We start from the raw sequence: 21602 nt of genomic DNA, 5'->3' as shown, positions 1-21602 counted from the left end.
GGTCAGGCGATCGCGGTGGCGAGCACCTCGTCGAGCAGGACCTCGGCCCGCTCCTCGTCGGTGCCCTCGGCCAACGCGAGCTCACTGACGAGGATCTGCCGGGCCTTGCCCAGCATGCGCTTCTCGCCCGCGGACAGTCCGCGGTCCTTCTCACGGCGCCACAGGTCGCGCACGACCTCGGCCACCTTGTTCACGTCACCGGAGGTCAACTTCTCCCAGTTGGCCTTGTACCGGCGCGACCAGTTCGTCGGCTCCTCGGTGTGCGGCGCACGCAGCACCTCGAAGACCCGATCCAGGCCCTCCTGACCCACGACGTCACGAACGCCGACGACCTCTACGTTGTCAGCGGGGATACGAACCGTCAGGTCACCCTGCTGGACTTTGAGGACGAGGTACTGAACTTCCTCGCCCTTTATCGTCCGAGTCTCGATCGCCTCGATGAGAGCGGCACCGTGGTGCGGGTAGACGACGGTCTCTCCGACCTTGAAAACCATGTGTCCTCTGGCCCCTTTCGCTGGCTCCAGATTATCACGCCGCCGGGACGGGCCGGTCACCGGCGTGCACCGACGTCGCAGGTCAGGGGGTTGACAACGCCGGAAAAACGTGTTGCCCGCGGGCATGTCGACCGTGCGTGGCCGCGCCGGCCGGGTGCCGGGGCGAGGGGGCGCCCGGCGGGGCCGCCGGTGGCCGGGCGCCCGACCGCACACCCGGTGACCGCACGCGACTAGGCTGCGGCGCGGGATCGGCGTGCGCGGACCCGGCCGGGCACCGGCCGGGCACCACCGGGCGCCGGGCCCACCGGATCCAGTGCGGACCACCCGATCCGCAGCACGCAGCCGGGAGCCGTTCCCGGCCGGCAGGAAGGACACGCCGACCGTGAGCCGCCGCACCCGTCGCCCCCTCCGGACCCTCGCCGGGGTCGCCGGAGCCGTCACCCTGTCCGGCCTGCTGCTCAGTGGCTGCGGCGCGGGTCAGGTCTCCCAGACCGCCCAGCAGGTCGCCGCGACCAACGGCCTCAACGCCTCGGTCGGCCAGGTCGACCTGCGCGACGTCCAGATCGGCTACCCGGCCACCCCCGCGAGCCCGGCGGCGCTCTACGCGCGCGGCTCCGCGGCACCGGTGCGGGCGACCCTGGTCAACACCGGCGCCGTCGCCGACCGGCTGGTGTCGGCCAGCAGCCCCGCCGCCACGTCCGTGCGGGTCACCGACGGCGTGCTCCCGAAGGACGTCGCCCTCGTCTCGACCGGCGGCAACGCGCTGCAGCCCACCGCCAGCCGGCCCACCGAGATCGTGCTCGAGGGGCTGACCCAGCCGGTCGCCGCCGGCGCGGTCGTGCCGATGACGTTCACCTTCGAGCGGGCCGGCGCGATCACCGTCGACGTCCCCACCGGCATCCCCGGTGAGAACCACGACCGGGCCGAGCCGGAGCGCGTCGAGGCCGGCGGCGAGGGCGAGGCCGGCACCAACGGTGCCGAGACCGGGTTCGGCGGCCGGACCGGTGGCGAGGCCGAGACCCCGCCGGTGGACCAGGCGAACCCGGTCCCCGCCGAGGGCGACGCCGGGTCCGCGCCGGGCAACGAGGGCACCGGCGCCGGCGGCGCCGGCGACAGCTGACCACCCGGACCCGCGCGGCCCGCTCCGGCGGGTACCGCTGCACCGAGTGCGACCAGCGCACCGCGCAGTGGGTCGGCCGGTGTCCCGGCTGCCAGGCGTGGGGATCGCTGGAACAGGTCGAGGTGCCGCGGGCGGGCAGCTCGCGGACGGTCGTCGCGGGTGCCCCGAGCACCCCGGCCCGCCGCATCGCGGACGTCGAGCTGGACTCCTCACGGGCCCGGCGCACCGGGGTCGACGAGCTCGACCGGGTACTCGGCGGCGGGCTCGTCCCGGGCGCGGTGGTGCTGCTCGCCGGTGAGCCGGGCGTCGGGAAGTCCACGCTCCTGCTCGAGGTCGCCGCGCGGGCCGCGGAGACCGCGCGGGTGCTCTACGTCTCCGGCGAGGAGTCGGCCGGCCAGGTGCGGCTGCGTGCTGAGCGGACCGGCGGCGTGCACGACGAGCTGTACCTCGCCGCCGAGTCCAGTCTCGAGTCGGTGCTCGGCCACGTCGAGCAGCTGCGGCCGTCGTTGCTGGTCATCGACTCGGTCCAGACCATGTCCACCTCCAGTGTGGACGGCAGTCCGGGCGGGGTCACCCAGACCAGGGCGGTGACCGTCGGGCTCACCGCGCTCGCCAAGGAGACCGGCCTGGCCGTGCTGCTGGTGGGGCACGTCACCAAGGACGGCGGCATCGCGGGCCCGCGGGTGCTGGAGCACGTCGTCGACGTGGTGCTGCACTTCGAGGGCGACAAGCACTCCGCGCTGCGGATGGTGCGGGGGGTCAAGAACCGCTTCGGCCCGGCCGACGAGGTCGGCTGCTTCGAGCTGCGCGACTCCGGGATCGTCGGGCTGCCGGACCCGTCCGGGCTGTTCGTCGGCCGGTTCGGCCAGGGCGCCGACGGGGTGCAGCCGGGGACCGCCGTCACCGTCGTGATGGACGGGCGCCGGCCGCTGCTCGCCGAGGTGCAGGCCCTGGTCGCGGGCGCGAACATCCCCAGCCCCCGGCGGGCGGTGACCGGCCTGGACGCGTCCCGGGTGCCGATGCTGCTCGCCGTCGTCGAGCGCCGCGGCGGGCTGAAGCTGCACGACGCCGAGGTCTACACCGCGACCGTCGGCGGCATGAAGATCACCGAACCGGCCGCGGACCTGGCGATCGCGCTGGCCGTCGTCTCCGCGCGCCGGGACGTCACGCTGCCCGCCGACCTGGTCGTGCTCGGCGAGCTCGGGCTGGCCGGCGAGCTGCGCCGGGTGCACGGCGTCGGCCGGCGGCTGGCCGAGGCCGCCCGGCTCGGCTTCACCAACGCGATCGTCCCGGCCGGGGCCGAGGTCGGATCGACCGGGATGCGGATCACCGAGGCGTCGTCGCTGAAGGAGATCATGCAGCGGATGCGCTGAGCCCGTCGCTCAGCCCATGAGCAGCGGTGCGGGCTCGCTGACGACCCCGCCGAGCCGGGCCAGCACCCGGTAGCCGCCCGGTGCCACCCGCTCCCGGGCCGCGCCGCAGCCCGGGGCCGAGGTCAGCCCGCTCCAGGTCACCGCGAACGCGACCGGCTGCCCGGGGACCAGCGTGCGCAGGTCGTCGGTCGACGGGTTCGTGCAGTCGTTGGACGACCACAGCGCCGTCGCGCCGTCCCCGCTGCGGACGGCGATCTCCTGCTCGGCGCCGTCGAGGTCGCGCACGCACGGCTGTCCCGAGGTGTTCGTGACGACCAGGCGCAGCTCCGGCCGCGCGCCCGCCGGGTAGGTGGGGCTGCCGGTCTCGGCCGCGACGGCGATCATGCCGTCGGTGCACGGCACCGGGCCGGTCGGCGGTGACGGCTCGGCCGGGGGGACCAGCACCGACGGCCGGGGGGTGTCGTCCGGCCGGACCCGCTCGTCGGAGTCCCCCGGGCCCGCGTTCGGGGTCGCGGGCCCGGGGGACACATCCGCCGTGGCCCCGGGGGGAGCACCGGGGCCGGCGGGGGTGGGGAGCGGCGTCTGCGGTGCGCCCGGGGCCGGGGGTTCCGGGGCCGCGGAGTCGGGGACCGCCGCTCGGGGGTCGGGGTCGGGGTCGGACGGGTCGGGGTCGGACGGATCGGCCGGTGTGGACGGGTCCGCGGCGGCGTCCGGGACGGACAGCGCCGCGGTGCCGGTGGGGGTGTCGGACCCGCCGGGGGTGACCAGCCACGTCGCCAGCCACAGCAGGGCGACCAGGGCCAGCAGTGCGACGCCGACCGCGACAGCGCGCCGACGCCAGTACACCGACGCCGGCAGGGGTCCCACCGGGTCCATCATGTCACCGAGAGTAGATCTGCGATTACCTCAAGTCGTCGTCGCCGCGCCGCGCCCGGCGAAGCGGCACCAGGTGTACCCGGCTCAGCGACACGCGGGATACGAGTGGGTGAGCCCGGCACGTGCACCCCGCCCGCCGGTCGACGGCACGTGCGCGCGTCCGCCGGACGTGCGGGCGGGCCGACCTCCCGTCCGGGTGCCCGGAGGACCGCCGGTGACGGGCGGCGTCCACCGTCGGGTGCCCGCGCGTCCCGTACTCGACCCGGTCGTGACCGGCGCCGCGCCCGCGGACACGGTATGGACCGGTGCGGTGGGTGGCGCGGGGTCCGGGGTCCCGTCCCGGGCGGCCGGGCGATCGCGCGACACTGGTCGGGTGCTGGCCGACCTGATCTCGCCGTGGTTCCGTGCGCAGGCCCGCGACCTGCCGTGGCGGCGCCGGGAGACCACGCCGTGGGGCGTGCTGGTCAGCGAGTTCATGCTGCAGCAGACCCCGGTCGCGCGGGTCGAGCCGGTCTGGACCGACTGGATGCGGCGCTGGCCGACGCCCTCGGCCCTCGCCGCCGCGCCGCGCGCCGACGTGCTGCGGGCCTGGGGCAAGCTCGGCTACCCGCGCCGGGCGATCCGCCTGCACGACGCCGCGGCCGCGATCGCGCAGCAGCACGGCGACACCGTCCCGGACGACGTCGAGGCGCTGGAGGCGCTGCCGGGCATCGGGACCTACACCGCACGGGCGGTCGCGGTGTTCGCGCACGGGCGGCGGGCCCCGGTCGTCGACACCAACGTGCGCCGGGTGGTGGCCAGGGCGGTGCACGGCCAGGGCGACGCCGGTCCGGCGCGGCCCCGGGTCGATCTCGCCGACGTCGAGGCGCTGCTGCCCGCCGCCGAGGACGAGGCCGCGGTCGTCTCGGCCGGGCTGATGGAGCTGGGCGCGGTCGTCTGCACCGCCCGGTCGCCGCGGTGCACCGGCTGCCCGGTCGCCGCGCGGTGCGCCTGGGTGGCCGCCGGCCGTCCCGCCTACGACGGTCCCCGCAAGCCCGTCCAGGGGTTCGCCGGGACCGACCGGCAGGTCCGCGGCAAGCTCATGGACGTGCTGCGCGGCGCGCCCGGCCCGGTCGAACGGACCGCGCTGGACGCCGTCTGGTCCGACGCCGGGCAGCGCGACCGCTGCCTGCACTCGCTGCTGGTGGACGGGCTCGCCGAGCAGACCGACGACGGCCGCTTCGCGCTGCCCGTCTGAGCCGGTCGTGCCCACCACCCTCCGGTTCCGGCTCGACGACGCCGCCGTCGCGGACCTGACGGCGCTGCGCGGGCGGCTGTCCGAGGCGGGGCTCCCGGCGGCGACCGGGACCCCGCACGTCACGGTCGCCGCGATGGGCACCCCGGGCCGGGCGGCGGTGCCGGCGGTCGAGGCCGAGCTGCGCCTGGTCGCGCTGCCCGTGCTGTGGCTGGCGACCCTCGGCGCGGTCACCGGTGCCGACGACGCGCTGGTGCTGGCCGCCGTCACCGACCCGGAGGTCCTCGCCGTGCACACCGCCGTGCACGACGCGCTCGCCGGCCGGGTCCGCGGGGTGCACGCCGCGCACCTGCCGGGCTCCTGGCTGCCGCACGTCGTACTGGGCACCGCACGACCGGCGGAGGCGTTCGCCCTGCTGCACCCGGTGCCGCCGGTCCGGGCCCGGATCACCGCGGTCGAGCTGCACGACTCCCGCACCGGGGAGACGCGGGTGCTCGGCGGCTGAGTCAGCCGGACCGGTCCAGGAGCGCGGCCACCTCGGCGGTCCACTCGGCGGGGGCGGCGTCGTGCACCAGGTGCCCGGTGCCCGGGAGCCGGACGTGCCGGGCACCGGGGACCCGGGCGGCGAGCAGCTCCAGCCGGCCGGGCGGCGCCACCGACTCCGCCGCCTCGACGACGAGCAGCGGCAGCCGGACCGCGGACGCCGTCTCCAGCAGCGGCTCCCGCGTCCAGTGCTCCGCGATGCGCACCGCGTCGTCGACCTCGCAGGCCAGCCACCAGCCGTCCGGCCGCCGCACGGTGCACCGCCCCAGGTGTGTACCGACCTCGGGGTGCGGGTGGCCGAACACCGCCTCCAGCTCGGCCCGGGTCGGGTGCGGCCCGGCCAGCGCGGTGAACCAGGCCCGCATGTCCTCGAGCAGGCCGGGCGGGGGCGCCGTCACCCCCAGCGGCGGGTCCTCGACGACGACGGCCGTCACCAGGTCGGGCCGCCGGGCGGCGGCGAGCAGCGCGGAGATCCCGCCCATCGAGTGCCCCACCAGGGCCGCCGGGCCGGTACCGGCCAGCAGCGCGAGCACGTCGTCGGCGAGGCGCCGCGGTGACCAGGCCGCGGGGTCGAGGGGATCGGCCGGGCGCCCGGACCGGCCGTGACCGCGGGCGTCGGGGGCCAGCACCCGTCCGTGCCGGGTCAGCTCCGCCGCCCGCGGCTCCCAGGACGCGGCGCAGCTCATCAGGCCGTGCAGCAGGACGACCGGGCGGCCGGAGCCGCCGTAGCCGGTCGTCACGAGCCGGACGCCGTCGGCGGACCGGATCGGATCGGTCGTCGGTTCGGTCGGCACGGGCCCGACCGTAGGCTCTCGGGTATGGCCGACTCCGACGACGTCCGCCGGATCGCCCTGCGCCTCGACGGCGTCCGGGAGAACCCGAGCGACGGGTTCGACTTCCGCGTACTGGGCAAGGGGATCGTGTGGTCCTACCCGGAGCGGGTCCCCGGGCGGCCACGGGTGCTGCGGCTCGACATCGCCGTGCTCTACGTCGGCGACGAGGCCGAGAAGCAGGCGTTGCTGCACGGCGAGCCGGAGCTGTTCGGCGATCCCGGCTACGGCGGGCTCCCGCTGGTCCTGCTGTACCTCGACCGGGTCGGCACGGACCGGCTGGCCGAGCTGATCGGTGACGCCCGGCAGATGCGCATCGAGCAGGTGGGATGAGCGGCGTCGACCGCGACCGGATCACCGCGGCGGCCCGGCTCGTCGGCGGCGCCGGGGCCCTGCTCGTCACCGCCGGGGCCGGCATGGGCGTCGACTCCGGCCTGCCGGACTTCCGCGGCGACACCGGGTTCTGGGCGGCCTACCCGCCCTACGCCCGGCTCGGGCTGCGGTTCGCCGAGCTGGCCGACCCGGAGCACTTCGCCGACGATCCGGCGCTGGCGTGGGGCTTCTACGGCCACCGGCTGCACCTGTACCGGGCGACCGTCCCGCACCCCGGGTTCGCCGTGCTCCGCCGGTGGGCGCAGCGGGTGCCGACGAGCGTGTTCACCTCCAACGTCGACGGCCAGTTCCAGCGCGCCGGGTTCCCGGCCGGTGACGTCGCCGAGGTGCACGGGTCCATCCACCACCTGCAGTGCCTGGACCTGTGCGGGTACGGCGTGTGGCCGGCCGACGGGACGGACGTGCCGGTGGACCCGGACACGATGCGCGCGACCGGGCCGCTGCCCCGCTGCCCCGGGTGCGGCGGTCTCGCCCGCCCGGCGATCCTCATGTTCGGCGACACCGGCTGGGACGGCTCGCACGCCGCGCCCGCGCTGCGCCGCCACGACGACTGGCTGGCCACCCACCGCTCGCGGGTGGTCGTCGTCGAGATCGGGGCCGGGACGGCGCTGCCCACCGTCCGGCGGCGCTCCGAGCTGGCCGCCGCGGCGACCGGGGCACTGGTGCGGATCAACGTCCGGGAGCCGGAGGTCCGGCACGGCCGGGGCGTCGCCGTCGGCGGTCCGGCCGCGGCGAGCCTCGCCGCGATCGACGCCGCGATCGACGCCGCCCCGGGGTCCTGAGACGCCGGGCTCAGTCCGGGACCGACGCCTGGTCCGGGACGACGATCGACGGCAGGTCCGCCAGTCCCGCCAGCGCCGCGGCGTGCACCTCGGCCGCGGGCACGTCGCCGTCGATCCCGGGCAGCGCCCGGGTCGCGGTCGCGGCGGCGACGACCGTGGGGACGTAGCCGCCGGAGAACGCGCTGCGGGCCGTGGAGTTGACGCACATGTGCGTCATGAACCCGGCGAGCACCAGGTTCTGCTGCCCCTGCAGCAGGTCGGCGAGTCCGGTCTGCACGAACGCGCTGGGGAAGTTCTTGGTGACGACGGCCTCGCCGGCACGCGGTGCGACCGAGGAGTGGATGGCGCCGATCGGGGCGTCCACGTCGTACGGGCTGCCGGCCCCGGCGTCGTGCCGGATGTGGATCACCCGGGTCCCGGCCGAGCGGGCCCGGTCGAGCAGGACGGCGGCCTCGTCGAGGGCCGGTTCGACGTTCTCCAGCCGCATCACGCCCTCGGTGTAGGTGTTCTGCAGGTCGATCATGATCAGCGTGGACTCCGACAGCGGGGCCGGCTCGGCCGGCAGGCCCATCAGGCCGCGCAGGGTGTGCGTCATCGGTGCTCCTCACCCGTCTCGTACGGGCGGCCGCGGCCCGGGAACGGGTCCCGGGCCGCGGCCGTCCTGCTCAGTCCTGCGTCGCCCGCCACTCGTCGTCGGTGAACAACCGCGAGCGGATCAGGAACCGGACGCCCTCCGGCGCCTCGACCGAGAACCCGCTGCCGCGTCCCTCGACGACGTCGACGGTCAGATGCGTGTGTTTCCAGTAGCCGTACTGCGACTCCGACATGTGGAACCCGATCGGCTTCTCCAGGCCGTCCACCGTGAGGTCACCCAGGTGGACGTCGGAGCCGCCGAGCTTGAAGTCGCCGTCCGGGTAGCACATCGGGGCGCTGCCGTCGCAGCACCCGCCGGACTGGTGGAACATCAGCGGCCCGTGGATCTCGGTGAGCCGGACCAGCAGTTCGGCGGCCGCCGGGGTCAGCGCCACCCGCTCGATCGGGGTGGCGCCGTCCGGCAGGCCCATCAGAAGAAGCCCAGCGCGTTCGGCGAGTAGCTCTGCAGGATGTTCTTCGTCTGCTGGTAGTGGTCGAGCATCATCTTGTGGTTCTCGCGGCCGATGCCGGACTGCTTGTAGCCGCCGAACGCCGCGTGCGCCGGGTAGGCGTGGTAGTTGTTCACCCAGACCCGGCCGGCCTGGATGTCACGGCCCGCCCGGTAGGCGGTACCGGCGTCGCGGCTCCACACCCCGGCGCCGAGGCCGTACAGCGTGTCGTTGGCGATCTTCATGGCGTCGTCGTAGTCGTTGAACCGGGCGACCGAGACCACCGGGCCGAAGATCTCCTCCTGGAAGATCCGCATCTGGTTGTTGCCCTCGAACACGGTCGGGGTGATGTAGTACCCGCCGGACAGGTCCCCGCCGAGGTCGGCCTTCTCGCCACCGGTGAGGACCTTGGCGCCCTCCTGCCGGCCGATGTCGATGTAGGAGAGGATCTTCTCGAACTGGTCGTTCGAGGCCTGCGCACCGACCGTGGTGTCGGTGTCGAGCGGGTTGCCCTGCTTGATCTGCTCGACCCGCTTGACGCCCTGCTCCAGGAAGTCGGCGTAGATGCCGCCCTGGATCAGCGCCCGGGACGGGCAGGTGCAGACCTCGCCCTGGTTCAGCGCGAACATCGCGAAGCCCTCGAGGGCCTTGTCGTAGAACGCGTCCTGCTGCGCGGCGACGTCGTCGAAGAAGACGTTCGGGCTCTTGCCGCCCAGCTCCAGGGTGACCGGGATCAGGTTCTCCGACGCGTACTGCATGATCAGCCGACCGGTGGTGGTCTCGCCGGTGAAGGCGATCTTCGAGATGCGCTTGTTGGACGCCAGCGGCTTGCCCGCCTCGACACCGAACCCGTTGACGACGTTCACGACGCCGGCCGGCAGCAGGTCCGCGACCAGCTCCAGTAGCACGTGGATGGACGCCGGGGTCTGCTCGGCGGGCTTGAGGACGACTGCGTTGCCCGCGGCCAGCGCCGGGGCGAGCTTCCAGATCGCCATCAGGATCGGGAAGTTCCACGGGATGATCTGCCCGACGACGCCGAGCGGCTCGTGGAAGTGGTAGGCGATCGTGTCCTCGTCGATCTGGGACAGCGAGCCCTCCTGCGCCCGGATCGCCCCGGCGAAGTAGCGCAGGTGGTCGACGGCCAGCGGGATGTCGGCGGCGAGCGTCTCCCGGCACGCCTTGCCGTTCTCCCACGCCTCGGCGATGGCGATCATCTCGAGGTTGGCCTCGATCCGGTCCGCCATCTTGTTCAGGATGTTCGCCCGCTCGCCGACCGAGGTCTTCCCCCAGGCCTTGGCGGCGCCGTGCGCGGCGTCGAGCGCCTTCTCGACGTCGTCGGCGGTGCCCCTGGCGATCTCGGTGAAGTTCTGCCCGGTGATCGGGGTCGGGTTCTCGAAGTACTGGCCCTTCGCCGGCGCGACGTACTCGCCACCGATGAAGTGGTCGTAGCGGGGCTTGAACGTCACGACGCTGTCCGGCTGACCCGGATTGGCGTAGATGGCCATCGTCGGTCCTTCCCGTAGGAGTACTCGTTGCGCGTGACGCCGGACACTAGGAAGGTGGGGGTTGCAGGTGCGTTGCACGCAGATGCGGAACCTGACCCTCCGGTGAGTGCCGAACACGCGGATCCGACCCAGGGCAGGCTGTGCTGACCCGGAGGCGGGTGCCATGACCCAGGAACGTGCCGGTCTGGAGCGGGCGCGCGACGCCGCGCTCACCGGGACAGCGGGGGCCGGCGTGCGCCCGGAGGTGCGCGCGTCCTGGGCCCGGTCGCTCGCCGCGGCCGTCGATCCCGAACGCTCCCGGCCGCGGCACGCCTACGGCCCCGGCGAGGTCGCGGAGCTGCGCGCCGGGCATCCGCTGGCGATCGCGCTCCCGGTGCTGCGCGAGACCCTGACCACGGCCGCCGAGCAGGCCCGGCACCTCATGATCGTGACCGACGAGCGCGGCCACATCCTGTGGCGGGAGGGCGCCAGGGACGTGCTGCGGCGCGCGGAACGGGTCGAGCTCGTCGAGGGCACCCGGTGGAGCGAGGACGCGGTCGGCACCAACGCCATGGGCACCGCCCTGTCCGACGACCGTCCGGTGCGGATCCACTCCGCCGAGCACCTCGTCAGCGCCTACCACCCGTGGACCTGCGCCGCAGCACCCGTGCACGACCCGGAGACCGGGCGCCAGATCGGCACCGTGGACGTCACCGGGCCGGAGGACACCTTCCACCCGATGACGTTGTCGCTGGTCACCGCGGCGGCCCGGCTGGCCGAGCACCGGCTCGCCGCGCTGACCGAGCGGCGCGACCGGCGGTTGCGGGAGGAGAACCTGCCGCACCTCGCGCGCCTCGGGGGCGGTCGCGGAGCGCTGCTGTCACCGCGCGGCCGGGTGCTGGCCGCCACCCCGGCGGGGCGCTTCGCGGAGCGGATCGTGCTGCCCGACCGGGGCGACCGGGTACTGCTCGACGACGGCGCCGAGGCCCTGCTGGAACCGCTCGGCGAGGGCTGGTTGCTGCACGTCCCGGCGCAGGCCGGGCCGCCGGTGCGCGACCTGACGCTGCCGTTCCTCGGGGCCAGGACCCCGGTCGTGCGCTCCGACGGGCGCCCGGTGCGGCTCGGCCTGCGGCACGCGGAGCTGCTGACCCTGCTCGCGCTGCACCCGGAGGGCATGACCGCCGAGCAGCTGGCCGGGGCGCTCTACGGCGACGCGGGGCGCCCGATCACCGTCCGGGCCGAGCTGCACCGGCTCCGCTGTCACCTGGGCGAGGACGTCGTCCGGACCCAGCCCTACCGGCTCGCCGCCCGGGTCGACGCCGACTTCCTGCGCCTGAGCGAGGCCCTGCGCGAGGGCCGGATCCCCGACGCCGCCGCCGAGGCGGCCCGCGGCCCGCTGCTGCCGGTCTCGGAGGCCCCCGCGGTGCGCTCGGAGCGGGAGCACCTCATCGCGGCGACCCGGTCGGCGGTGCTGCGCTCCGGCGATCCGGACGCGCTGTGGTCCCTGGTCCGCTCCGCCGAGGCCGACGACGAGCTGCGGGCCCGGCTGCGGGCGGTGCTCCCCGCCGCCGACCGGCCCCGCGCCGGGTTCTGACCGCACGCCCGGCCGGGACGATCGGCCCGGCCCGGCCCGCCCGGGACGAGCGGCTGCGAGGATGCCGGGGGATCGGCGGACGGGGCAGGCATGACGGAGCAGCCGGAACAGCCGGAGCGGGCGGTACGGATCGAGCGGTTCGCCGATCTCGTCGAGCGCGCCCGGTGGCTCGCGCACCGGCCCGGCCGGGCGGTCCTCGGCATCGCCGGGGCACCCGGGGCCGGGAAGACGACGCTCGCCCGCGCCGTCGTCCGGGCGGTGCTGGCCGGCGACCCCGGTGCCGCCGCGCACGTCCCGATGGACGGGTTCCACCTCGCCGACGTCGAGCTCGACCGGCTGGGCCTGCGGGACCGCAAGGGCGCACCGGAGACGTTCGACCCGGCCGGCTACGCCGCGCTCCTGCAGCGGCTGCGGGCCGCGCCCGGGCACGCGGACGGCCCGGTCTACGCGCCCGCGTTCGACCGGGAGATCGAGCAGCCGATCGCCGGTGCGGTCCCGGTGCACCCGGAGTGCCGGCTGGTCGTCAGCGAGGGCAACTACCTGCTCCTCGACACCCCGTCGTGGCGGACGGTGCGACCGGCGTTCGACGAGATCTGGTTCCACGAGACCGACGACGCGCTCCGGCAGGAACGCCTGGTGGCCCGGCACGTCCGCTTCGGCAAGACGCCCGGCGCGGCCCGCGAGTGGGTCCAGCGCACCGACGAGCCGAACGCCCGGCTCGTCGAGCGGACCCGGCGGAGCGCGGACCTCGTCGTCGCCTGCACGGACTTCCCGGCCTGAACCGGGTCGGAGCCCCCGGACACACCGAACGCCCGGCCGGGGATCCGGCCGGGCGTTCGGGCTGTCGGGCTACCGGGGTGACCCTGCGGTCACTCCTCGCCGCTCGCCATGGCGGGCGGGGCGTCCGGCACCGGCTCGGACGGCTTGCGCTCACCCCGGAAGGTGAAGTGCGCCTTGTCGTCCCAGGCCTTGGAGTCCTCCTCGGCCTCGTGGTCGATGCCCTCGACGTCGACGATCACGATCTGACCGGCCTCGATCTCGCCGAACAGGATCTTCTCCGAGAGCTGGTCCTCGATGTCGCGCTGGATCGTCCGGCGCAGCGGCCGCGCACCCAGGACCGGGTCGAACCCGCGCCGGGCCAGCAGCTTCTTGGCCTGGTCGGTGAGCTCGATGGCCATGTCCTTGTTGGCCAGCTGCTTCTCCACCCGCCCGATCATCAGATCGACCATCTCGACGATCTGCTCCTGGTTGAGCTGGTGGAAGACGATGATGTCGTCGATGCGGTTCAGGAACTCCGGGCGGAAGTGCTTCTTCAGCTCGTCGTTGACCTTGGTCTTCATCCGCTCGTAGTTCGACGCCTCGTCGTTGCCGGTCGAGAAGCCCAGGCCCACGGCCTTCGAGATGTCCTGGGTACCCAGGTTCGAGGTGAAGATCAGCACGGTGTTCTTGAAGTCGACCGTGCGGCCCTGGCCGTCGGTGAGACGACCGTCCTCGAGCACCTGCAGGAGGGTGTTGTAGATCTCCTGGTGCGCCTTCTCGATCTCGTCGAACAGCACCACCGAGAACGGCTTGCGCCGCACCTTCTCGGTGAGCTGGCCGCCCTCCTCGTAGCCGACGTACCCGGGAGGGGCACCGAACAGCCGCGAGGCGGTGTAGCGGTCGTGGAACTCACCCATGTCGATCTGGATGAGCGCGTCGTCCTCGCCGAAGAGGAAGTTCGCCAGCGCCTTGGACAGCTCGGTCTTACCGACACCGGACGGGCCGGCGAAGATGAACGAGCCGGACGGGCGCTTCGGGTCCTTCAGACCGGCCCGGGTACGGCGGATCGCCTGGGACACGGACTTGACCGCGTCCTCCTGGCCGATGATCCGCTTGTGGAGCTCGTCCTCCATCTTGAGCAGACGGGTCGTCTCCTCCTCGGTCAGCTTGAACACCGGGATGCCGGTCCAGTTGCCCAGCACCTCGGCGATCTGCTCGCCGTCGACCTCGGCGACGACGTCGAGGTCGCCCGACTTCCACTGCTTCTCGCGCTCGGCCTTCTCGCCGAGCAGGGTCTTCTCCTGGTCGCGCAGGTGCGCGGCCCGCTCGAAGTCCTGCGCGTCGATCGCCGACTCCTTGTCCCGGCGGACGTTCGCGATCTTCTCGTCGAACTCCCGCAGGTCCGGCGGCGCGGTCATCCGGCGGATGCGCATCCGGGCGCCGGCCTCGTCGATCAGGTCGATCGCCTTGTCCGGCAGGAAGCGGTCGTTGATGTAGCGGTCGGCCAGGGTCGCGGCCGACGCCAGCGCGTCGTCGGTGATCGTGACGCGGTGGTGCGCCTCGTACCGGTCGCGCAGCCCCTTGAGGATCTCGATGGTGTGCTGCACCGACGGCTCGGAGACCTGGATCGGCTGGAAGCGGCGCTCCAGTGCCGGGTCCTTCTCGACGTACTTGCGGTACTCGTCGAGCGTGGTCGCACCGATGGTCTGCAGCTCACCGCGGGCCAGCATCGGCTTGAGGATCGAGGCCGCGTCGATCGCGCCCTCGGCGGCACCCGCACCGACCAGGGTGTGGATCTCGTCGATGAACAGGATGATGTCGCCGCGGGTGCGGATCTCCTTGAGCACCTTCTTGAGGCGCTCCTCGAAGTCACCGCGGTAGCGGGAACCGGCGACCAGCGAACCGAGGTCGAGGGTGTAGAGCTGCTTGTCCTTCAGCGTCTCCGGGACCTCGCCCTTGATGATCGCCTGGGCCAGGCCCTCGACGGCGGCGGTCTTGCCGACGCCCGCCTCACCGATCAGCACCGGGTTGTTCTTGGTCCTCCGCGAGAGGACCTGCATGATGCGCTCGATCTCCTTCTCCCGGCCGATGACCGGGTCCAGCTTGCCCTCACGGGCCTGCTGGGTGAGGTTGCGACCGAACTGGTCCAGCACGAGCGACGACGACGGCGTGCCCTCGCCCCGGCCGCCGGTCCCGCTCTCCTGGGGCTCCTTGCCCTGGTAGCCGGACAGCAGCTGCAGCACCTGCTGGCGGACGCGGTTGAGATCCGCGCCCAGCTTCACGAGGACCTGGGCCGCGACACCCTCGCCCTCTCGGATCAGCCCGAGCAGGATGTGCTCGGTGCCGATGTAGTTGTGGCCGAGCTGCAGCGCCTCGCGCAGCGACAGCTCCAGCACCTTCTTCGCCCGGGGCGTGAACGGGATGTGCCCGGACGGGGCCTGCTGGCCCTGGCCGATGATCTCCTCGACCTGCTGACGCACGCCCTCCAGCGCGATACCGAGGGACTCGAGTGCCTTCGCGGCGACACCCTCACCCTCGTGGATCAGGCCAAGGAGGATGTGCTCGGTCCCGATGTAGTTGTGGTTGAGCATCCGGGCCTCTTCTTGGGCCAGGACGACAACACGTCGTGCTCGGTCGGTGAACCTCTCGAACAATTCGCACTCCTTGCCTGCTGCGCCTCACGTACGGCGCGACCAGCATCCGTAGTCCGGACCCGGGCGCACCGGGCCCGGCACTGCGCCTCGCGTGACACTGCGCCGGACCACCCCTGCAGGGGCGGGCCTATATACCACTGTATCGGTCGTACGGGGTCCGGCGCCTCCACCGCTGGTGGACCGCCGGTCTGTGCGTGCGTAACGCGAACGGCACCGGTCGTGTTCCGGCCCGGCTCAGCCGGGCTGCTCCTCGGCCCGCTCCCGGGCCAGCTCCGCCTGCTTGAACTCGCGGAAGCCCTCCTCGTCGCGGCCGCGCCGCCAGTAGCCGGAGATCGACAGGTCGTCCTTGGCCAGCCCGCGCTCGCGGTACAGGTGCCGGCGCAGCTCCCGGACGGCGATCGCCTCGCCGTGCACGAACGCGTGCACCCGGCCGCTGCGGAACTCCAGCGCGCGGACGGCGTCGAGGAGCTGGGTGGAGTCCGGGTCGCCGGCCGCGTCGGACCGGTGCAGCCACGTCACGTCGAGGCCGGCCTCGCCGGGCAGCTTGATCTCGTCGGAGGGGCCGTCGGTCTGCAGGATCGCGACGACCGGGCACCCGGCCGGGATCCGCTCGAGCGCCGCGCACACGGCGGGCAGCGCCGCCTCGTCCCCGACGAGCAGGTGCCAGTCGGCGGCCGGGTCGGGCGCGTAGGCACCGCCGGGCCCCACCATCCGGATGCGGTCACCCGGCCGGGCGGCGGCCGCCCACGGGCCGGCGAGGCCGGTGTCGCCGTGGTGCACGAAGTCGATGACGAGCTCGCCGAGGGCGTGGTCGAGCGAGCGGACCGTGTACGTCCGCTGGACCGGCCACTGCTCACGCGGGTACTCGGCGTGCACGGTGTCGATGTCGAACGGCTCGGGGTAGTCGACACCCGGCTGCTCGAACAGCAGCTTGACGTAGCGGTCGGTGTGTTCGGTGTCCGGGAACGCGGCCAGGTCGTCGCCACCGGCGACGACGCGCACCATGTGCGGGCTCAGACGTTCGGTGCGGAGCACCTGGAGTTCGGTGACGCGGCGGGCCATGACGGCACCTCCCGAGGAGCGGAGGGGGAAGGGGCCTCCACGAGGCTACCCCTCCCCGTCGCACCCAGGTGAGGTCACCCTTAGTTCTCCTGGTGGTAGGCCTCGAGGACCTCGGCCGGGATGCGGCCGCGGTCGGAGACCTTCATCCCGCGCTTGCGGGCCCACTCCCGGATCGCCTGGTTCTGCTCGCGGTCCACCGAGGGACGACGGGCGGCGGGCGCGGCGGGGCCACCCCGGCGGCGGGCGGCGGGCCCGGCGGCACGACGGGCTGCGGCGACGTAGTCGGCGAGCACGTCGCGGAGCTGCTTCGCGTTGTCGTTCGACAGGTCGATCTCGTAGTTGCGGCCGTCCAGGCCGAACTCGATCGTTTCGTCAGCGGCGTCGCCGGACAGATCGTCGACGAGCCGGATCTCCTTGATCTGCGCCATCGTCGCAGCCTCCTTCAACCTTCGTGCGCGTTCTACGGTGAACCGGTCCGGCGGGAACCCGCACGATTGACTGCAATACCCGGACGCAATGGCAAGGCCGCTCGGATGGCCGGAACCGACTCGTTTCGAAGACTAACCGAAAACTGTTCGCCGCGTCGACCGAGGGGGGTCAGAACATTCCGGAATCGAGCCGAATGCCACTCGTTCGGGCCTGGATACGCCTCGTCCCCGGCCGCGACGACGGCCGGGGACGAGCGGAATCGCGCGTTCTAGGACTCGCCGCGAACCAGCGGGAACAGGATGGTCTCGCGGATACCGAGACCGGTGAGCGTCATCAGGAGACGGTCGACACCCATCCCGAGTCCGCCGGTGGGCGGCATCCCGTACTCCATCGCGCGCAGGAAGTCCTCGTCGAGCTGCATCGCCTCCGGGTCGCCGGCCGACGCCAGGAGTGATTGCGCGTACAAGCGTTCCCGCTGCTCGACCGGGTCGACGAGCTCCGAGTAGGCGGTCGCCAGCTCGACCCCGAAGACGATGAGATCCCAGGATTCGGACAGTCGCGGGTCGTCCCGGTGGGCGCGGGTCAGCGGCCGCACCTCGACCGGGAAGTCCCGGACGAACGTCGGCTCGACCAGCGTGTGCTCGACGAGCTTCTCGAACAGCTCCAGCACGATCTGTGCGTGCGTGGGGTAATCCGTCACGTCGACGTCGAACTTCGCCGCGATCTCCTGCAGAACCGGAACCTCGGTGTCCGGGCTCACATCCTGGCCGACCGCCTCGGACACCGATCCGTAGAGCGTGACCGAACGCCACTCCCCGCCGAGGTCGTGCTCCGTGCCGTCGGCGTGCCGGACGGTGGTGGATCCGAACAGCGACCGGGCGGCCCCCTGGATCAGTTCGCGGGTGAGGATCGCCATGTCGTCGTAGGTCGCGTACGCCTGGTACGCCTCCAGCATCGCGAACTCCGGTGAATGCGTGGAGTCGATCCCCTCGTTCCGGAAGACCCGGTTCAGCTCGAAGACCCGCTCGATACCGCCCACCACGCAACGCTTCAGATAGAGCTCGGGGGCGATGCGCAGGGACAGCTCCGAGTCGAGCGCGTTCGCGTGCGTGAGGAACGGCCGGGCGGTCGCCCCACCGTGCTGCAGCTGCAGCATCGGCGTCTCGACCTCGACGAACTCGCGCTCGGTCAACGACTCCCGGAGGGTGCGGAGCACCGCGGACCGGGCACGCACGGTCTCCCGCGCCTGCGGGCGGAGGATGAGATCGACATAACGCTGCCGGACCCGGTTCTCCTCGGACAGTTCCTTGTGCGCGGTCGGCAGCGGGCGCACCGACTTCGACGCCATGGACCACTCCTGCGTCTGCACCGACAGCTCGCCGCGCCGGGAGGTGATCACCTCGCCGCGGACGAGCACGAAGTCGCCGAGATCGACGACGGCCTTCCAGCGGGCCAGCTCGTCGGGACCGACCCGGTCCAGCGACAGCATGGCCTGCAGCTCGGTGCCGTCACCCTCGCGCAGGGTCGCGAAGCAGAGCTTCCCGGTGTTCCGCAGGAAGATGACCCGCCCGGCGACGGCGACCTGCTCGCCGGTGGCGACGTCGGCGGGCAGGTCCGGGTGCGCCTCGCGGACCTGACGGAGGGTGTGCGTGCGGTGGACCTCGACCGGGTAGGGGTCGCCGCCGGCGGCCAGCAGCTCCGCGCGCTTGGCCCGGCGCACCCGCATCTGCTCGGGCAGGTCCTCGGTTCCGGAATCGGTGGGTGTGCCGGGAGTGTTCACGGCCGGTCAGGCTATCGGCGCCGGTACCGGCCGAATCCGAGCGGGTCCCGAATCCGGCCCGCACCCCTACGCACACGCCTACCCTCGTCGCATGCGCCATCCGCGTTCGCACCCCCGCCCCCGTTCCACTCATGGAGCTTCGGCCTCGCTGCACCGGGCCGAAGCTCCATGAGTGCGGACGGGGAGGGGAGGCCCGCCGATCCCCGGGCGCGCAGCTTCGGGGCGGCGGCGCGGGAGTACGAGCGGTTCCGGCCGGGGTATCCGGACGCGGCGGTCGGGTTCGCGCTGGGGGATGCCGGGGGCGCCGGCAGCCGGGTGCTCGACCTCGGGGCCGGGACCGGGAAGCTCACGGCGTCGTTGCTGGCCCGCGGACTGTCGGTGACCGCAGTGGAGCCCGACCCGGAGATGCTCGCCGTCCTGCGCGGGCGGTTCCCCGGGCTCGACGCGGTACCGGGCGCCGCGGAACGGATCCCGCTGCCCGACGGGTCGGTCGACGCGGTCGTCGCCGGGCAGGCGGTGCACTGGTTCGACCCGGAGCGCTCGGCGGCGGAGATCGTCCGGGTGCTGCGTCCCGGCGGGACGTTCGCGGGGCTGTGGAACGGCGCCGACGGCGAGATCGGCTGGATCGCCGGGCTCGACGAGGTGCGCACCGGCAGCCCGGCCCCGGTGGACAACCCGGCCGGCGGCGGCGAGGGGCCGGGGCTCCCGGGGGCGCCGTGGTTCACCGGGCACACCGGCCGGGTGCTGCGCTGGACCCGCCCCACCACCACCGAGGACTACCTGGCGAACCAGCGCACCCACTCCTAGGGCGTGTCTCCCAGATAGGCGGACCGGGGTGCGCGATGCTTGATCGGTGCCGCGTACCGCTGTCCTGACTGATGCCCAGTGGGCCCGTCTGGCGCCGCTGTTGCCCTCCTCCGAGGGTCGTCGCGGGCGCCCGTTCCGCGATGACCGCCGGGTGCTCGAGGGGATCATCTACCGGTATCGGTGCGGGCTTCCCTGGCGCGACGTCCCAGCCGAGTTCGGGCCGTGGCAGACGTTGTGGAAGCGGCACCGCCGCTACAGCGGCGACGGCACCTGGGACCACATCCTGGCTGCTCTTCTGGTCGAGGCCGACGCCGCCGAGGTGCTCGGGTGGGCGGTCAGCGTGGACTCCACGATCATCCGTGCCCACCAGCACGCCGCGACCCTCAAGCGCGACACAGGGGGCCGGATCGAACTACACGAATCTGCTCGCCGAACCAGCAGATCACGCGCTGGGACGGTCCCGCGGAGGGCTGTCGACGAAGATCCACCAGCTCGTTGACGGGCACGGCCGCCCGCTGGTGGTCCTCCTCGGCCCCGGCCAGGGCGGCGACTCGCCAATGTTTCCGCACCTGATGGCGCGCCTGAGCATCGCCCGACCGGGCCCGGGACGACCCCGGACCCGGCCTGAACGCGTGCGCGCGGACAAGGCCTACTCCTCACGCGCGATCCGCCGGCACCTGCGCGAGCGCCGGATCATCGCTGTCATTCCGGAGCCCTCTGACCAGCAGGGACACCGCAAACGACGGGGCTCACGCGGTGGCCGACCGCCCGCATTCGATCCGGTCGACTACCGAAACCGCAACGTCGTCGAGTGCGGGTTCTGCCACGTCAAGCAGTGGCGCGGGCTGGCCACCCGTTACGACAAGCTCGCCCTGACCTTCCGCGGCGGCGCCGTCCTGAAGGCAATCGTCACCTGGCTCCGCGCATTGGGAGACACACCCTAGTCGCTGACCGCCGACCCGGCCGGGCGCGAGGCCGTGCTGGACCGGATGCGCGACTACCTCGCACACCGCCCGGAGACCGCGTCCGGGACGTTCGGCCTGCCGATGCGGACGATCGTCGCGCGGGCCGTCCGCGGCTGAGGTCAGCGCGGCCGGTGGTGGCGCAGGTGGGTCAGGCGCAACCCGTGCAGCGTCAGGTCCGGGACGTGCGCGGTGATGGTGTCCGCCCGCCCCGCCACCAGCTCCGCCAGCCCGCCGGTGACGACGACGGTGACCGGCCCCGCCGACGGCCCCAGCTCGGCGATGATCCGCCGCACCAGGCCGTCGACCTGCCCGGCCGCCCCGTAGAGCACCCCGGACTGGACGGCCTCGACCGTCGTCCGGCCGATCACCGAGCGCGGCTCCACGAGATCGACCGGCCGCAGCGACGACGCCCGCTCGGCCAGCGCCTGCATCGCGATGTCGATCCCCGGCGCGAACGCACCGCCCAGGAACTCGCCCTTCGCCGAGACGACGTCGATGTTGGTGCAGGTGCCCAGGTCGACGCAGACGCAGGTGGTCCCGAACAGGTGGTGCGCGGCGAGGGAGTTCACGATCCGGTCGGCACCGACCTCGCGCGGATGGTCGACCAGCAGCGGGACGCCAGTCCGCACCCCCGGCCCGACGACCAGCGCCCGCATCCGGTCCGACCACCGGTCCAGCAGCGACCGCAGCTCCCGCGACGGCCCCGGCACCGTGGACAGCGCCGCGACGGCGTCGACCTCGGCGAACCGGGCACCGAGCATCCCGGTGACCGTCAGGTCCAGTTCGTCGGCGGTGGCCCGGGTGTCGGTGCGCATCCGCCAGCGCCGCTCGGGCTCCGGGGACAGCGCCGACGGGTCGGTGCCCGGTGCCGGCTCCGGATAGAGCCCCAGCGAGACGTGGGTGTTCCCCACGTCGATGCAGAGCAGCACTAGCGGGCGGCGGAGGTCAGCAGCCCCGAGCCCTCCGGGGCCCGGCCCGGGTCGGCCCCGAGGTCGGCGATCGCGTTGTCGGCGTCGACGAACACCACCCGCGGCCGGTACCCGCGCAGCTCGGCCTCGTCGTAGGAGCCGTAGGAGATGAGGATGACGAGGTCGCCGGGGTGCACCAGGTGCGCGGCGGCGCCGTTGATCCCGATGGTCCCGGACCCGGCCTCGCCGGTGATCGCGTAGGTCTCCAGGCGGGCGCCGTTGGTGATGTCGACGATCGTGACCTGCTCGCCCTCGAGCAGGTCGGCGGCCGCCATCAGGTCGGCGTCGATCGTCACCGAGCCGACGTAGTGCAGGTCGGCCTGGGTGACGGTGGCGCGGTGGATCTTGGACTTCATCATCGTGCGGTACACGG

At 73.4% G+C, this 21602-nt stretch carries 23 protein-coding genes; 11 read left to right on the top strand and 12 right to left on the bottom strand.

Annotated elements, in window-relative coordinates; all coding sequences use genetic code 11:
* Positions 1–2 precede the first annotated feature (2 nt).
* Positions 3–494, bottom strand: a complete 492-nt coding sequence (locus tag AFB00_RS13090) for a CarD family transcriptional regulator (RefSeq protein WP_068797463.1) — start codon at positions 492–494, stop codon at positions 3–5.
* Positions 495–876: 382 nt separating this feature from the next.
* Between AFB00_RS13090 and AFB00_RS13085 the strand changes: the two genes are divergently transcribed.
* Both AFB00_RS13085 and radA read left to right on the top strand, forming a co-directional pair.
* A complete protein-coding gene (locus tag AFB00_RS13085) occupies positions 877–1614 on the top strand; it encodes a copper chaperone PCu(A)C (RefSeq protein ID WP_156819516.1) in 738 nt (245 codons plus the stop codon).
* A complete protein-coding gene (gene radA / locus AFB00_RS13080) occupies positions 1611–2987 on the top strand; it encodes a DNA repair protein RadA (protein WP_068797461.1) in 1377 nt (458 codons plus the stop codon). The genes AFB00_RS13085 and radA overlap by 4 nt, the downstream gene beginning before the upstream one ends.
* Positions 2988–2996: 9 nt before the next feature.
* Here radA and AFB00_RS13075 read toward each other — a convergent pair whose 3' ends face one another.
* Positions 2997–3854, bottom strand: a complete 858-nt coding sequence (locus AFB00_RS13075) for a hypothetical protein (protein ID WP_156819515.1) — start codon at positions 3852–3854, stop codon at positions 2997–2999.
* A 382-nt stretch (positions 3855–4236) separates the two neighbouring features.
* Here AFB00_RS13075 and AFB00_RS13070 point away from each other — a divergent pair, with 382 nt between their 5' ends.
* Entirely contained in the window at positions 4237–5100 is an 864-nt protein-coding gene (locus AFB00_RS13070) for an A/G-specific adenine glycosylase (protein ID WP_068800270.1), read from the top strand.
* A 7-nt stretch (positions 5101–5107) separates the two neighbouring features.
* A complete protein-coding gene (locus AFB00_RS13065; RefSeq protein WP_068797459.1) occupies positions 5108–5602 on the top strand; it encodes a 2'-5' RNA ligase family protein in 495 nt (164 codons plus the stop codon).
* A gap of 1 nt (position 5603) precedes the next feature.
* Here AFB00_RS13065 and AFB00_RS13060 read toward each other — a convergent pair whose 3' ends face one another.
* Complete coding sequence (locus AFB00_RS13060) at positions 5604–6434, bottom strand: alpha/beta fold hydrolase (RefSeq protein WP_083275490.1); 831 nt, start codon at positions 6432–6434, stop codon at positions 5604–5606.
* A gap of 24 nt (positions 6435–6458) precedes the next feature.
* On the opposite strand from AFB00_RS13060, the gene AFB00_RS13055 reads away from it, so the two are divergent.
* Positions 6459–6803, top strand: a complete 345-nt coding sequence (locus AFB00_RS13055; RefSeq protein ID WP_068797458.1) for a hypothetical protein — start codon at positions 6459–6461, stop codon at positions 6801–6803.
* Entirely contained in the window at positions 6800–7645 is an 846-nt protein-coding gene (locus AFB00_RS13050; protein WP_068797457.1) for an SIR2 family NAD-dependent protein deacylase, read from the top strand. Before AFB00_RS13055 ends, AFB00_RS13050 begins: the two co-directional genes overlap by 4 nt.
* Before the next feature lie 10 nt (positions 7646–7655).
* On the opposite strand, the gene AFB00_RS13045 is transcribed toward AFB00_RS13050, so the two are convergent.
* From AFB00_RS13045 to exaC, 3 genes are all read right to left on the bottom strand, one after another.
* Positions 7656–8240, bottom strand: a complete 585-nt coding sequence (locus AFB00_RS13045) for a cysteine hydrolase family protein (protein ID WP_068797456.1) — start codon at positions 8238–8240, stop codon at positions 7656–7658.
* A gap of 70 nt (positions 8241–8310) precedes the next feature.
* Positions 8311–8709, bottom strand: coding sequence for a DUF779 domain-containing protein (locus AFB00_RS13040; protein WP_068797455.1), 399 nt, complete (start codon positions 8707–8709; stop codon positions 8311–8313).
* On the bottom strand, positions 8709–10232 hold the full coding sequence (gene exaC / locus AFB00_RS13035; RefSeq protein ID WP_068797454.1) for an acetaldehyde dehydrogenase ExaC: 1524 nt from the start codon (positions 10230–10232) through the stop codon (positions 8709–8711). Before exaC ends, AFB00_RS13040 begins: the two co-directional genes overlap by 1 nt.
* A gap of 163 nt (positions 10233–10395) precedes the next feature.
* On the opposite strand from exaC, the gene AFB00_RS13030 reads away from it, so the two are divergent.
* Both AFB00_RS13030 and AFB00_RS13025 read left to right on the top strand, forming a co-directional pair.
* Positions 10396–11805, top strand: a complete 1410-nt coding sequence (locus AFB00_RS13030) for a helix-turn-helix domain-containing protein (RefSeq protein ID WP_068797453.1) — start codon at positions 10396–10398, stop codon at positions 11803–11805.
* 90 nt (positions 11806–11895) lie between these two features.
* Positions 11896–12585 (top strand): nucleoside/nucleotide kinase family protein, encoded by a 690-nt coding sequence (locus AFB00_RS13025; protein ID WP_068797452.1) that lies wholly within the window; start codon positions 11896–11898, stop codon positions 12583–12585.
* A gap of 89 nt (positions 12586–12674) precedes the next feature.
* Here AFB00_RS13025 and AFB00_RS13020 read toward each other — a convergent pair whose 3' ends face one another.
* From AFB00_RS13020 to lysS, 4 genes are all read right to left on the bottom strand, one after another.
* Positions 12675–15218, bottom strand: coding sequence for an ATP-dependent Clp protease ATP-binding subunit (locus tag AFB00_RS13020; protein WP_068797451.1), 2544 nt, complete (start codon positions 15216–15218; stop codon positions 12675–12677).
* A gap of 234 nt (positions 15219–15452) precedes the next feature.
* Entirely contained in the window at positions 15453–16280 is an 828-nt protein-coding gene (locus AFB00_RS13015; RefSeq protein WP_068797450.1) for a siderophore-interacting protein, read from the bottom strand.
* A gap of 80 nt (positions 16281–16360) precedes the next feature.
* Complete coding sequence (locus tag AFB00_RS13010; protein ID WP_068797449.1) at positions 16361–16708, bottom strand: histone-like nucleoid-structuring protein Lsr2; 348 nt, start codon at positions 16706–16708, stop codon at positions 16361–16363.
* Between the two features lie 269 nt (positions 16709–16977).
* The gene (lysS, locus tag AFB00_RS13005; RefSeq protein ID WP_068800268.1) at positions 16978–18435 is read right to left on the bottom strand and encodes a lysine--tRNA ligase; all 1458 of its coding nucleotides are present in this window, start codon (positions 18433–18435) and stop codon (positions 16978–16980) included.
* A 222-nt stretch (positions 18436–18657) separates the two neighbouring features.
* Here lysS and AFB00_RS13000 point away from each other — a divergent pair, with 222 nt between their 5' ends.
* Genes AFB00_RS13000 through AFB00_RS36185 form a run of 3 tightly spaced genes read left to right on the top strand, consistent with a single transcriptional unit; the run spans position 18658 to position 20240 of the window.
* Complete coding sequence (locus AFB00_RS13000) at positions 18658–19296, top strand: class I SAM-dependent methyltransferase (protein ID WP_068797448.1); 639 nt, start codon at positions 18658–18660, stop codon at positions 19294–19296.
* 46 nt (positions 19297–19342) lie between these two features.
* The gene (locus tag AFB00_RS36190; RefSeq protein WP_060710991.1) at positions 19343–19795 is read left to right on the top strand and encodes an IS5 family transposase; all 453 of its coding nucleotides are present in this window, start codon (positions 19343–19345) and stop codon (positions 19793–19795) included.
* The gene (locus AFB00_RS36185; protein ID WP_442965863.1) at positions 19719–20240 is read left to right on the top strand and encodes an IS5 family transposase; all 522 of its coding nucleotides are present in this window, start codon (positions 19719–19721) and stop codon (positions 20238–20240) included. Before AFB00_RS36190 ends, AFB00_RS36185 begins: the two co-directional genes overlap by 77 nt.
* Before the next feature lie 140 nt (positions 20241–20380).
* Here the strand turns inward: AFB00_RS36185 and AFB00_RS12985 are convergent, their stop codons facing one another.
* On the bottom strand, positions 20381–21190 hold the full coding sequence (locus AFB00_RS12985; protein WP_068797447.1) for a type III pantothenate kinase: 810 nt from the start codon (positions 21188–21190) through the stop codon (positions 20381–20383).
* Positions 21190–21600 (bottom strand): aspartate 1-decarboxylase, encoded by a 411-nt coding sequence (gene panD / locus AFB00_RS12980; protein ID WP_068797446.1) that lies wholly within the window; start codon positions 21598–21600, stop codon positions 21190–21192. The genes AFB00_RS12985 and panD overlap by 1 nt, the downstream gene beginning before the upstream one ends.
* Between the last annotated feature and the right edge of the window lie 2 nt (positions 21601–21602).

The sequence above is a fragment of the Pseudonocardia sp. HH130630-07 genome, from assembly GCF_001698125.1.
Classification (GTDB): domain Bacteria; phylum Actinomycetota; class Actinomycetes; order Mycobacteriales; family Pseudonocardiaceae; genus Pseudonocardia.
Note: the sequence above shows the minus strand (reverse complement) of the source record. Positions and strands in the feature narration are given on the sequence as shown.